Annotated in this window: 10 protein-coding genes; 7 read left to right on the forward strand and 3 right to left on the reverse strand. The window is 47.9% G+C overall.

Going from position 1 to position 12853, the window contains the following annotated elements; genetic code table 11:
- Window positions 1-101: 101 nt before the first annotated feature.
- Window positions 102-2837, forward strand: coding sequence for a M14 family metallopeptidase (locus K8U60_RS05750; protein WP_223635633.1), 2736 nt, complete (start codon window positions 102-104; stop codon window positions 2835-2837).
- 207 nt (window positions 2838-3044) lie between these two features.
- Window positions 3045-3527: a DUF2975 domain-containing protein gene (locus K8U60_RS05755; RefSeq protein WP_223635635.1), complete on the forward strand. Its 483-nt coding sequence runs from the start codon at window positions 3045-3047 to the stop codon at window positions 3525-3527.
- Window positions 3528-3729: 202 nt separating this feature from the next.
- On the opposite strand, the gene K8U60_RS05760 is transcribed toward K8U60_RS05755, so the two are convergent.
- Window positions 3730-4224 carry a BsuPI-related putative proteinase inhibitor gene (locus K8U60_RS05760; RefSeq protein WP_223635638.1) on the reverse strand — a complete coding sequence of 165 codons (495 nt, stop codon included), beginning with the start codon at window positions 4222-4224 and terminating at the stop codon, window positions 3730-3732.
- A gap of 209 nt (window positions 4225-4433) precedes the next feature.
- Between K8U60_RS05760 and K8U60_RS05765 the strand changes: the two genes are divergently transcribed.
- Both K8U60_RS05765 and K8U60_RS05770 read left to right on the forward strand, forming a co-directional pair.
- Window positions 4434-5654, forward strand: coding sequence for an aminotransferase-like domain-containing protein (locus K8U60_RS05765; RefSeq protein ID WP_223635641.1), 1221 nt, complete (start codon window positions 4434-4436; stop codon window positions 5652-5654).
- A 301-nt stretch (window positions 5655-5955) separates the two neighbouring features.
- Window positions 5956-7512, forward strand: coding sequence for a class I adenylate-forming enzyme family protein (locus tag K8U60_RS05770; RefSeq protein ID WP_223635644.1), 1557 nt, complete (start codon window positions 5956-5958; stop codon window positions 7510-7512).
- A gap of 54 nt (window positions 7513-7566) precedes the next feature.
- Here K8U60_RS05770 and K8U60_RS05775 read toward each other — a convergent pair whose 3' ends face one another.
- Window positions 7567-8454, reverse strand: coding sequence for a fructose bisphosphate aldolase (locus K8U60_RS05775; protein ID WP_223636033.1), 888 nt, complete (start codon window positions 8452-8454; stop codon window positions 7567-7569).
- A 154-nt stretch (window positions 8455-8608) separates the two neighbouring features.
- Window positions 8609-10084 (reverse strand): protein adenylyltransferase SelO, encoded by a 1476-nt coding sequence (locus K8U60_RS05780; protein WP_411730347.1) that lies wholly within the window; start codon window positions 10082-10084, stop codon window positions 8609-8611.
- 141 nt (window positions 10085-10225) lie between these two features.
- Between K8U60_RS05780 and K8U60_RS05785 the strand changes: the two genes are divergently transcribed.
- The 3 genes from K8U60_RS05785 to K8U60_RS05795 all read left to right on the forward strand — a co-directional run bounded on the left by K8U60_RS05785 (window position 10226) and on the right by K8U60_RS05795 (window position 12691).
- Window positions 10226-10837 (forward strand): type 1 glutamine amidotransferase family protein, encoded by a 612-nt coding sequence (locus tag K8U60_RS05785; RefSeq protein WP_223635650.1) that lies wholly within the window; start codon window positions 10226-10228, stop codon window positions 10835-10837.
- 155 nt (window positions 10838-10992) lie between these two features.
- Window positions 10993-11682, forward strand: coding sequence for a response regulator transcription factor (locus K8U60_RS05790; protein ID WP_223635653.1), 690 nt, complete (start codon window positions 10993-10995; stop codon window positions 11680-11682).
- On the forward strand, window positions 11675-12691 hold the full coding sequence (locus K8U60_RS05795) for a sensor histidine kinase (protein ID WP_223635656.1): 1017 nt from the start codon (window positions 11675-11677) through the stop codon (window positions 12689-12691). Before K8U60_RS05790 ends, K8U60_RS05795 begins: the two co-directional genes overlap by 8 nt.
- Window positions 12692-12853 lie beyond the last annotated feature (162 nt).

The raw sequence follows: 12853 nt of genomic DNA on the forward strand, positions 1-12853 counted from the left end.
TGACTTTGAAAAACAATTGATTTAGCTTTTCGGAATACGAAATATTCTGTTATATTGATGGATGTAAGAATCAAAACAAATTGGAAGGGATGGGTGAATGGATGAAAAAGATGTTTTCGAGTGTGGCAGCAGCCGTTTTGATGTTGTCGTTGTTTGTGCCGTCAATGGCCGCTGTTGAGACAGATCGGGCCACGGAATTGGCACTCAGCCAATCGGTATTTTCAATGACAGAAGCGCGTACTGTAGAACTCAGCGCTGATTTAGGAGAAGGCGTGGATCTGCAGAATCTGGCGTTTCAATTTGGAGGGAAACCATTATCCGAATGGCAGACGTGGACCTCAGGAACAAATTACGACGGCGCACCATTCATTACCGTTGTCGAAGGACCAAGCTTCGTGGAAGGCACCACTGAAATCACAGCAACATTGGAGTTCGGCTTGCCCTACGGGACGGGAGATTTATCAAACCGTACAATCCGTACGCAATATCAGCAGTTCATCGGTGACTATGAATTGGCCATGATCGATTCAGCAAGCGGCGCTAAAGCGGCTGCAACTGTCGAGTGGAATGTCTATGACGAATTCAAAGTCTACGACGAATTGAAACCAGCGATCGATGAAATTTTCGAAGCTGCTGAAGAAGACGGAGACAATGACCGGTATCTTGAGTATCAAAAAGTAGGGGAAACCTCTCAAGGGCGCGACATTCATTTCGTCATTCTTGCGAGAGATGAAGAGGCAGTGGATACATATCTTCATGAAACACTGCCGACAGCTTTGGAAGATCCGGCAAGCCTGATCGAAAAGCTTGAGAATGGCTCGATGGAAGATTACCAGGTTCCAATCTGGTTCAATAATATCCACCCGGATGAAGTGGAAGGTGTGGATGTTCAAGTTGAATTGCTGGAGAAGTTTGCACTCGAAGAAGAAATCACCTTCAATAATACAGAAGGTACAACAGAAATTAGCGAGACCTTGAATGTGGACGATGTTTTGGATGATGCAATTTTCCTGTACATGTTCACGAGCAACCCAGATGGCAGAGCGGCCAATACACGGGCAAACGGTGAGGGCTTTGACTTGAACCGGGATAATGCTTATCAAACGCAGTTAGAAACACAGCAGGTGAATGAAGTGGTGTCACAGTGGACCCCTTTATCTTTCGTCGATTTTCATGGCTATGTCGATGGATTCTTGATTGAGCCGGCGACACCGCCGCATAACCCGAATTTTGAATATGACTTGTTGATCGGCAATATGATGGAACAAGCACATGCTTTAGGCAATGCGGGAATCGCCAATTCAGATCTGACCTCTTATTTTATAGCCAAAGAAGGCTACGGATCTGGTTGGGATGATATGACACCGGCGTACACTGCGATGTATGGCATGCTCCATGGGGCGCTAAGCCACACGATCGAAGTCCCGACGCTCAGCCAGGATTCTTACAACGCCTTGGTGGGCAGCGGCCTGGGTGCCGCAAAATATGTGCACGACAATAAAGATGAATTGTACAAAGAACAGTTGGAAATTTTCAAGCGTGGAGTCAATGGAGAAGACAACCGGGCTGTTGATGAACATCTGGTCAACGCAGCGGGTGAGTCGATCGGCCGGATCCGTGACGGCAATGAAAACTTCTTCCCGGATTATTACGTCATTCCGGCAGATTCCAAAACGCAAAAAAATGTATTGGAAGCTTATAATATGGCGGAGTATTTGATCCGCAACGGTGTGGAAGTCGAGAAGACGACCAAGCCGACAGCCATTGGCGGCATAACGTATCCGAAAGGAACATTCATCGTGCCGATGCATCAGGCAAAACGCGGCTTGGCAAATGCCATGTTATATGAAGGAGACAATGTATCCGATTGGGACGCGATGTATGACCCGATCGTCGTCAACTTCTCGGATTTGAGAGGGTTCGACCTTGTGGAAGTTCGCGAGGAAGGCTTATTTGATGGCAAAACCAAGGAAGTAACGGAGGTAGTCATTCCAACAAGTGCTATTCAAGGAAATCCACCAAAACAAATTCTTGAAAACTCGACCAATGACGCAGTTCGTGTTGTTAATGCCTTGCTTGCTGAAGGCAAGACGGTGGAAGTGCTGACAGAAAGCATCGGACAAGCGGAAGCAGGCGATTATGTAGTAGCTACGAATGATCTGCGTCCGTATGCAGATGATTATTATTTTGAAGCGGAGTCTTTTGGCAATGGTAAAAATGCCGCTGTTGAAGTTCTGGAGCAGCCGCGTGTTGCAACAACCGGTTCTGCGCAATTGAACTTCTCCTTGCGCCAGCTCGGCTTCGAGTTGGTGGAGCCAGCGAATGCGGATGTCATTGTCAGTGATGCCAGCGCATTTGATGCTCAACAAGTAAGCGGGAAAACCTATGTCGGCATCGGTGCACCGGCATTGAAGGCAGTCAGTGATAGCGGATTGCTTCCAGGGTTTGCGTTCGGCAACACAGGAGCCAGACATGAAGGGCTTGTGAAAGCGACAGTAGCTCCGCACCCGTTGACTGCGGGTTATGAGCAGCAGGAAAACTTGTATGTAACGACGGGTTCTTGGATTTCCAGTGTTCCAGAAAGTGCAGCAGTATTGGCCAGCTTCCAGGACAGCGATGATTTCTACATTGCCGGCTGGTGGCCGGAACATGAAAAAGCTCGCGGCCAAACGATGGCGTTTACAGCAGATAGCGGCGAGACGACGTACACGCTGTTTGCCAATGACTTGGCTTTCCGTGCCCATACTGAACACTCTTACCGTTTGCTGGCCAACTCGATCTACGATGCAGTACGCGTAGAGGTACCGGTTGAAACCAGCAAAGCTAAAAAACCATGAGCACTGGCAGTAAGTTTCATTGACGAATAAAAACAAGCGAAAAGCATTCCCGCCAATCTGACAAGGATGGTGGGGATGTTTTTCTGTTTTAAGGGAATTTAATGGGGACTAACAACAATTAAGTTTTCATAAACAATATTTATTTATTGTAATACGATAAATTATAAGTTATTATAAATTCAACAACAAATAAGCGAGGTGTTTTTCATGAGCCGAGGATCCACCCTTTTTCTGAAGACTGTTATTATTCTTATGGGAGTGCCGGTGCTGGCTGTATGCATATACGGCTTGTCCAGGTTCAATCCAAATTCCCCCTATTGGGCGCTGCCTGAGCTGGAAAAGTTGCAGTATCCATTATTGGTCGGCATGTATTTGGCTATGATTCCCTTCTTTATCGCCTTGTATCAGACATTAAAACTATTGAGTTATATTGACCGGAACGAGGCATTCTCGAAGCTGTCGGTTAAAGCTTTAAAAACCATCAAGTATTGTGCAGTCACCATCAGCATCCTCTATGTTTTGGAGCTTCCATTTTTGTACCTGTTGACAAAAGCTGACGATGCGCCGGGCATCCTGATTGGCATCGTTGTTATTTTTGCTTCAATGGTGGTGGCCGTTTTTGCGGCTGTTCTTCAACGGCTGCTGCAGGACGCCATCGATATAAAAGCGGAAAACGATTTGATCGTCTAAGCTGAAGTGAATGTAATGGCGACCATCATTATTGTTGATGTGACTGGCTCTGGCTAAGTGGAAAATAGGTGTCACCGAGCTTTCGGTAGTTGAAAACGAAAAAAAGACCATCCACTCGATGGTCTTTTTTCAGTTCTTCATTTTTTATGATCCCGCTGGCAGTAGAGGATGAAGAAAATCCTCTTGGAATAGAGGTTTCGCTTTATTCCACAATGTGCTCGGTCGTCACTTCATAGGTCTCGCCTTGCCGAGGTGTCAGCCAGGCGGTCAGTTCATAGGTGCCCGGTTCCAGTTCAAGCGGCGGGATTTCAAACTCATAACTCAGTTCATCCCCCTGATCGACGGTTTCTTCACCCAATGCCTGCAAGTAGCTGCTGACGGATGAAAAAAGGAAAACTTCTTCACCGTTTTCATTAGCCAGTGAAAAGTCGTAGCGCTGGCTGCTGGTGAATTCAAATGTATGCGCTTCGTCTGTCTGGTTCACTAAACTGTAGCGATAGGTATCCTCGTTGAGTTGTTCGATAGTGGGTTCCATTTCACCTTCTGTGCTCCCTCCAGTCGTTTCATCATTTGTATCGGGTTCTTCGGTCGTTGGGTTGTCTGAAGGATTTTCATTTCCCTGTCCGCTGCCGCAAGCTGCCAAAAGTAAGGCGGTTATCAGAATCAAAAAGGCTCCCAGCCAAAATTTATTTTTCATGGATATGCCTCCTCGTATGCTAAGAAATAAGTGAATCACTTTAGCATAAGAACGTTAAAGCGCCAAAAAAGTTACAGGGCTCTTTTGAAAGCGTGGGAATGCGGCAGGTATTTTTATGACAGCCTACACATTGCAGGCCGCACCCTGTAGAATAAGAAATAAGAGATTTCACATTATTCCATCAGCCAGACGAAAGGGGAACGACCTACGTGAAAACAGACTTCCATTTTTCAAAAGATATTGAAATGGCTTTTAAAAATGACCCGCCTGGCCAGTGGCTTTCGGCGCTGCCGCCGGGCTGCCTGCGCCTCAGTTCAGGTTATCCTGCACCCGCATTAGTTCCTTCTGAAGAAATCAAATTAGCAGTGGCCCGCTTGCTTGATGAAGAGCACGACTTGCCGCTCCATTACCTGGGCAGTCCACGGGTTCCGCAGCTGAAGGAATTCCTTCGGGAACGCATGGCACACCGAGGAGTTGAAACAGTGGATGAAGAGCTTCTCGTGACTTCCGGTGCCTGTCAGGCCATTGATTTGATTGCCCGTGTTTTATTGGACGACGAAGCTGTAGTGGCAGTCGAATCGCCGACCTATATGGAAGCCCTGGAAATTTTCCAGAACTACACAGAGCATTACATGACGGTCCCAATTGATGAAAACGGACTTCAGACAAAACAGCTTGCGGAAATGCTGGCCGACCGTAAAGAAAAAGGACAGCCATTGCCAAGACTGCTGTATACCATCCCGACTTACCAGAATCCGACAGGCACGACGCTGTCGCCGGAACGCAGACAGCATGTGCTGGAGCTTGCGGAACAATACGATTTCATCATTTTGGAAGATGACGCGTATGGAGAGCTGGGCTTTCATGAAGGCCCGCAGCTGCTGAAGGCCATGGACACCAATAACCGGGTGCTCTACGTGGGTTCATTATCAAAAGTGGTGGCTCCAGGCATGCGGATTGGCTGGGTTGTCGCGGATAGCCGTATCATCGATCCTTTGAACTGGTTCAAAAAAGACCTCAACCATCCATTCGATCAGGCGACGATGGCTTCGTTCCTGGAAGCCACCGATTTTGATGGACACCTGAAATTTTTGACGGATGCCTACGAGTCAAAATGTGCCAGCATGCTGGCGGCTTTAGAAGAATTTTTGCCTCCGGCGGTTTCCTGGTTCGTTCCGAAAGGCGGATATTTTGTATGGGTCAAAATTCCGGGTGTCGATACTTCAGAATTGCTTCCGGAAGCATTAGCTGCAGGGGTTTCCTTCGTCCCGGGCAAATACTTTTTCCTCAATCAGCAGGAAGGGCTCGAGTATCTTCGGTTGTCGTTCAGCTATGCCAATGAAGAAGACATCGTTAAAGGCGTAGAATTGCTTGGACAGGTGGCTGGAGTGAATATTCCCCAGCCAAAAAATAGCATCGATCAGCAGTAAAGTGAAACTTTACTCAGCAGGTGTTCCATCCCACTGCGGCAATTCCTTTCCATATAATAGTTTTTTCGTTACGCGCTCATTGCCCTGGCAATAGAGCGCGTTTTTTGATCTTCCGGCTTTTCTTAGGAAGCGGCCACGGAAAACTTAAATTGACTATATTTTCTGAATACGTTAAAGTTAAATATACTATTTAAGGAAATATGGAAATTTCTAACGGAATCCGAAACATCGGAAATTTCTAAGACGGGAGAAGTGGGGGGACAGGCAGGTTAGACCAATTAACCAAGAAGGAGGAGATAAAATGAACATCACGGCATCACTCACACAAAACGCTAAACGTTTTCCGGATAAGATGGCACTCACCTATGAAGGGCGAACGTATTCTTATCAGGAGCTGAACGAAGAAGTAAATCGTCTGGCGAATGGACTGATCGATACGGGGCTGCAAAAAGGAGATAAAGTTTCCTTGTTCATGAAAAACTCCGATTATTACGTTCTGGCTTTTTTTGCAGTATTGAAGGCTGGAGGCGTTGCTGTACCGGTCAACTATAGGCTGAGTCCCGATGAAAGCGGCTATATTTTCGGCCAATCCGAAAGCCGGTTCATCTTTTGCGATGCGGAGTTTGAGCGCGTGATTACAGAAGGCAAGCAGCAGGCTGCTTCTCTTCAACAGGTCATTGTCCAGCCTGCGCCTGACAATGCCGACTATATCAGCTGGGAAAGCGTACTGAGTGAAAATGCGTTGGAGCCTACGGTTGAGCTGTTGAGTACTGATGACGCTGAAATCCTTTACACTTCAGGTACTACAGGAAAACCGAAAGGTGCATTATTCGATCATCAGCGTCTGGCGAATGTCAGTGCTTCATTTGTTTTCGGGGTCGAACTTGGCGCCCGGGACCGCCTCCTTCATGCGGTGCCACTTTTCCACTCAGCTCAATTGAATTTATTTCTTGTGACGGGCATCCTGCTCGGAACATCCAATATCATCATGCGTGACTTCCATCCTAAAAAAGCCATTGAGCTCATCAATGAGTTCCAAATCACTGTTTTCTTTGGCTTGCCGGATATGTACAGCGGTTTGCTTCAGCTTCCGGATACGGAAGGAGTGGACTTGTCTTCTGTTGCCAAGTGCATGTACGGTTCCGATCCGATCGACCCTGACCTCGTTAAAAAAGCGATGGACTTTTTCGGACACCAGCAATTCTATAATCTGTGCCTGTTGACTGAAGGTGGACCGGGTGGTGTCTTCCTATTGCCCGAACAGCATGAAAACAAGGTGGGATCAGGAGGCAAACCGATGTATTTCACCGAGGTACGGGTAGTGGACGATGAGTTTCTGGATGTTGAACCTGGCACAATCGGCGAGTTTGTCCTAAAAGGGGCAACAGTCATGAAGGAATATTACAATAAGCCAGAGGAAACGGAAGAAGCTTTCCAAAACGGATGGCTGCTGACGGGGGATTTGGCGACTATCGATGAAGACGGGTTTATCTCGCTGGTGGATCGAAAAGCAGACCGCATCATCTCGGCTGGAGAAAACATCTATTCGATCGAGGTGGAGCAGGTGATCAATAGCCACCCTCAAGTTGCAGAAGCTGCGACTGTCGGCTTGCCGGAAGAGGAATGGGGCGAGATTGTCGGTGTCATCATCGTGCCGAAACAAGGGGAAACCATCGACGAAGACCAATTGATGGATTACTTCCTTGAGCAATTGCCGGGATATAAGATTCCGCGTAAATATATGATAGCCGAATCATTGCCGCGGAATGCCTCCGGGAAAATCATGAAATACCAATTGCGCGAGCTGCACATCAGTGAGTTCGAGTGGTTCCGGAAAATCCCGGAGAGCCGCTACTAAGCTCCTTTATAAAAATATGCCCCGCAGCCTTAATTGGCGGCGGGGCATATTTTTTTACGTAATGGAAGCTTCATAAATGCCTTTGATGGAATTTTCCAGCATGTTGTTGAATTCCTCATCCGACTGGCTGGCGCTGACGCCTTCGGATAATGCACGTGAGAAGCTGGCGATGAGCCCCTCATTGGCCGCCAATTTCTGGTTGGCGTCGTCTCGTTTGTATCCGCCGGAAAGTGCGACTACCCGAAGTACACGCGGATGGTCGATCAATTCTTTGTAGTAATTATCGACTGTTGGAATAGTGATTTTGATCATGACGTTCTGATCGTCACTCAACTGATCCAGGTGCTTCAGCATTTCCTCTTTGAGGATTTTTTCAGATTGTTCTTTGTCTTTGCTGTTGATGTCAACTTCAGGTTCAAGAATTGGAACCAAGCCGGCTGCGAGAATCTGTTTGCCGATTTCAAATTGCTGCTCGACCACTTTCTTGATGCCGTCAGGATTGGCTTCCTTAATCACGGAACGCATTTTGGTTCCGAAGACATTTCGTTCATTGGCGCGCTTCAGCACGTCATCCAAATCTGAAATCAGCTTCATGACCTGAACGCCGTTTTCTTCATCGGCAAGCCCTTTATCGACTTTCAGAAAAGGTACGACGCCTTTTTGCTGCCATAAGTAGTCAGGCGTATACTGGCCTTCCACTTTGCGGTCCATCGTCTGTTCGAAAAGAATTGCGCCAATTATCGAATCGGAATTGAAGGAAGGTGCCGTCATGACGCGTGTCCGCATTTCGTGGATCAAGTCATACATTTCCTCTTCAGTCGAATATTGGTCTTCCGATACGCCATAAAGCGCCAATGCTTTCGGTGTGCTGCCGCCACTTTGGTCAAGCGCAGCAATAAAGCCTTTTCCGTTTTTTACAAATTCCAATTGTTCCTGATTCATCATCCCAGCTCCTTAGATAAATTTTTTGGTAAGTAATCACTTCGTTTTAAAAAATTTAATGCAAAGAACCTCTTTCACTGAATATTGTAACAATATAAAGACGAAACTACAAAAAGAAATTTTTAACTGATTGAGATGCCTTTATATCGATAAATCATGTCCCGCAAAACGTCTGGTAAGGGCCGCTTGTCGGCTCGGGTGGTTCAGCGTATGCCTCTTGTTCTGGAGAGTGGGCATATGGGTCGGCGAGAACCGCAAGCAACCGGTGCAGCACGCTGTAATCACCCTGGAATTCAGCTGCTGCCAAAGCTTCCTCTACCCGATGGTTGCGGGGGATGAGTGCCGGATTGCTGCGGCGCATCAATTGATGGCTCTCTTCCGGCGATTCTTCCTGGCGATCCAGCCGTGCTTGCCAGGAGCGGTGCCATTCCTTAAATTCCTGTGCATCGAACAGTTCGCCGCCCTGGAGCTTATCGAATGTCAAAGCACGAAATGTGTTGGTGTAATCGGCATCGTGTGCGTGCATCAGATTGAGCAGCTCTTCCACCAGCGTAGAGTCTTCAGCTTCTTCATTGAAGAGCCCGAGTTTTCCACGCATGCCCGCAAGCCAGTGGCTCTGGAATTGCTCAATGTAATTGGTGAGTTCGTCTTGTGCCATGCTGACGGCTTCTTCCGGAGTCTCGTGCAGCAAAGGCAACAAACTTTCTGCAAAACGGGCCAGGTTCCATCCGGCAATCATCGGTTGGTTGCCGTAAGCATAGCGTCCCTGAGCATCAATTGAACTGAAGACCGTCTTCGGATCAAAGCTGTCCATGAATGCGCAAGGCCCGTAGTCTATCGTTTCGCCGCTTATGGCCATATTGTCGGTATTCATGACCCCGTGAATAAATCCAGCCAGCTGCCATTTGGCAAGCAATGAGGCCTGTCGCTTGATGACTTCCTGAAACAGTGCCAGATAAGGAGTTGAATTGTTCTGGACATGGGGGAAATGGCGTTCCAATGCGTAGTCAGCCAAGGCTTTCAACTCTTCTTTTGTACCAAATCGTGCAGCGTACTGGAACGTGCCGACGCGCAGGTGGCTGTCGGCGACGCGAGTCATGACAGCCCCCGGAAGCGCAGTTTCGCGGCGGACCGTCTCCCCTGTTTCGACAACGGCAAGGCTGCGGGTAGTCGGGATGCCGAGACCATGCATCGCTTCACTGATCAGGTATTCGCGGAGCATGGGACGAAGCGCTGCCCGGCCATCGCCGCCGCGGGAATAGGGCGTTCTCCCGGAACCCTTCAATTGGATATCCAAGCGCTTGCCATCAGGCGTCAGTTGTTCGCCCACCAATAAGGCCCGGCCGTCGCCCAGCATCGTGAAATTGCCGAATTGATGTCCGGCGTAAGCCTGGGCAAGGGGTAAGCTGCCTTCTGGAACCTGGTTGCCGGCAAGAATAGCAACGCCGTCTTCTTCCGTCAATTCAGAAGGGTCCAGCCCGAGCGTTTCCGCCAATGCTTCATTTAATACAACCAGTTTAGGTGAACGCACCGGGTTGACCGTAATTTTGCTGTGGAAAATATCTGGCAGGCGTGAATAGCTGTTATCCAACTGCCAACCGGTATGGGTTAGTTCTTTTTTATGCATGATCGAATTCTCCTTTTTTCAGTAGGATGTACTCTTATTATACCCTCTCTGTCGAGCAATCATGTCACAGCTGTTCGAGTGATTTGCCTATGATATAATCCAGTTAACAGAAAAGTAAGTATTCAAACGGGAGGAGGAAAAAAGATGAGCAATCAAAAAGTTTTGTTCGTGCTTTTGGATGAGTATGCGGACTGGGAAGCGGCTTCCCTGGCTGCGGCGCTGAACGAAGAACCGGAAGGAGAAGGGCAAAGGTTCGATGTCAAGACCGTGTCGTTGACGAAGGATCCGGTCAAATCGATTGGCGGCTTTACGGTACTGCCCGATTATGGCGTGGATGATGTACCTGATGAGTACGCTGGACTGATTCTGATTGGTGGAAATTCCTGGCGAAAAGAAGACAGCAAACGGATCATGGAACTTGTCGGAAAAGCCATCGAAAAAGAAGTTGTAGTCGGAGCGATTTGTGACGCGACGGTATTCCTCGGAAGAAATGGCCTGTTAAACGAAATCCCCCATACCAGCAACTACTTGGAAGATCTGAAGGAAACAGCAGGTGATCAGTACAGCAACGAAGTCGGCTATCTTCACCAGCAAGCTGTCCGGAGTGGACAACTCATCACCGCCAACGGCTCGGCATTTTTGGAATTTGGAAAACATGTATTGGAAGCGCTGAATGCCGCGCCGCAGGAAGAAATCGACGAGTGGTATGGCTTCTTCAAACAAGGCTATCACGAATACATGAAAACCAAGCAATAGCCCTTTACTGAGCGAACCACCTTCCATTGTGAGACTGCATCCACAATCCAGGGTGGTTTGTTTTTGATGGTGGCCAGGAAGAAACTTCGCTAAACTGGGAAGAGGGATAGACGGAATCGATTATTCTATGCAGATTAAAAGATTGGAATGATAAGATGTTCAAAATCATGATTGTGGAAGACGATTTGACGATCGCCGGCATACTGAAAGAAGAGCTGGAAAAATGGAATTATGAAGCTTTTTTGGTGGATGATTTCAGCCGAGTGCTGGAAGAATTCAAAGCCAAGGCACCGCAATTGATCTTATTGGATATCCAGCTGCCGTCTTTCAACGGCTATTACTGGTGCCAGGAAATCCGGAAAGTGTCGCAGGTGCCGATCATTTTCATTTCTTCGCGCAATGAAAATATGGACATCGTCATGGCCATCCAAATGGGGGCGGACGATTTTATTTCCAAGCCTTTCGATTTGACGGTCGCGGTCGCCAAAACGCAGGCGCTCCTCAGACGGACCTACGATTTCAAGGAATCGGATAATTTCTTGAACTTTAACCAGACACTTCTGAAGCCAGGTGAATCAAAGTTGTTCGCCGGGGAGCAGGAAGTGGATTTGACCCGAACAGAACTGAAGATCATGGAGCTCTTGTTCCTGCAAAAAGGCGACTATGTGACTCGGGAAGAAATCATGGTCAAGCTGTGGGAAGACGAGTCATTCATCGATGACAATACATTGGCCGTCAATATTGCGCGGCTGCGGAAAAAACTGGCGAAGGCAGGGCTTGTGGATTTTATCCTGACCAAAAAGAATATCGGCTATGCACTCAATAAGGAGGCGGCCCATGCATAAAGGTTCAAGAGGCGCTTTGTATCAGAGCTTTCTGCTGTCGATCCGGCCACAGCTGTTTTTGTTCATCGGCATGAGCGTCATTTTTGGAGTAGTCTATGTCTTAGGAAGACTCCCGCTGACTTTGTTTGTCTACAGCCTGCAGGTGGCAGCATTTCTGCTGCTGATTTATTTGGTTGTCCATTACTTCACGTATGCCAAACGCTACAAGCTGATCCGCGATCTGGAGCTGGTGAATGCCTCACGCCTCGAAGAGATTCAAACAAGTTCCGGTTCCTTAGACCAGCTCTACATAGAAAAAATAGAGTCTTTGCTTGGACAGCTGCGGGAATCCGATAATCTGCATGCAGAACGGCAGACCGACCAGCTGGATTATTTCACATTGTGGCTCCATCAGATCAAGACGCCGATTTCTGCCATCAGCCTCCTGACGCAAAGCTCGCGGGCAAAAGAAGCAAAGCAGATTTCACAGGAACTGGTGAGACTCGAAGATTATACGCATATGGCGCTCAATTACATCAAGCTGGAAGAACCCGGTGCGGCAATGGAATTATCCCTTGTCGATCTGGATGAAGTCGTTAAAAAAGCGATCAAGAAATATTCCATTCTGTTCATCTACAAAGGCATTCGGCTTGATTACCAGCCACTCGAAATGAACGTGCTGTCCGATGGCCAATGGCTGCAGAATTTGCTGGAGCAGATTTTGTCGAATAGCTTGAAGTATACACCGGAAGGTTCAATCTCCATTTACTGCGATCCGGACAGCGCAGAAACATTGATCATCGAAGACACGGGCTTGGGCATCCATTCAGAGGACCTTCCGAAGATCTTCAATAAAGGCTATTCCGGCATGAACGGCCGGCTTCATGAAAAATCGACAGGTCTCGGCCTGTTTCTCAGTAAAAAAATCTGCCAGCGCCTCGGACACCGGTTGGCGATCGACTCAAAGCCTGGCAAAGGGACACGTGTCGCCATTGACATGTCGCGTGACGAATTGCAGTTGTTCGATTGAATAGAGGACCTGATAGCGTCTGGCTAGAATGATTTCTCCACCACCTCTCGGATATAAAAGTGGCTTTTCCCAAGCAATCTTACGAAACCGTAAGATTGCCTTTCTGTTTGTAAGGATAGGTACAGGCAGCCGGTTCGATCCTGCCGTATGATTAAAAGCAAG

Origin of the sequence: Planococcus circulans, from assembly GCF_020023385.1 — a bacterium.
In the GTDB taxonomy this organism is placed as follows: domain Bacteria; phylum Bacillota; class Bacilli; order Bacillales_A; family Planococcaceae; genus Planococcus.

Coding starts and splice junctions, on each gene's coding strand:
- K8U60_RS05750 (WP_223635633.1), top strand. CDS start 102: ATGAAAAAGATGTTTTCGAGTGTGGCAGCAGCCGTTTTGATGTTGTCG.
- K8U60_RS05755 (WP_223635635.1), top strand. CDS start 3,045: ATGAGCCGAGGATCCACCCTTTTTCTGAAGACTGTTATTATTCTTATG.
- K8U60_RS05760 (WP_223635638.1), bottom strand. CDS start 4,224: ATGAAAAATAAATTTTGGCTGGGAGCCTTTTTGATTCTGATAACCGCC.
- K8U60_RS05770 (WP_223635644.1), top strand. CDS start 5,956: ATGAACATCACGGCATCACTCACACAAAACGCTAAACGTTTTCCGGAT.
- K8U60_RS05775 (WP_223636033.1), bottom strand. CDS start 8,454: ATGAATCAGGAACAATTGGAATTTGTAAAAAACGGAAAAGGCTTTATT.
- K8U60_RS05785 (WP_223635650.1), top strand. CDS start 10,226: ATGAGCAATCAAAAAGTTTTGTTCGTGCTTTTGGATGAGTATGCGGAC.
- K8U60_RS05790 (WP_223635653.1), top strand. CDS start 10,993: ATGTTCAAAATCATGATTGTGGAAGACGATTTGACGATCGCCGGCATA.
- K8U60_RS05795 (WP_223635656.1), top strand. CDS start 11,675: ATGCATAAAGGTTCAAGAGGCGCTTTGTATCAGAGCTTTCTGCTGTCG.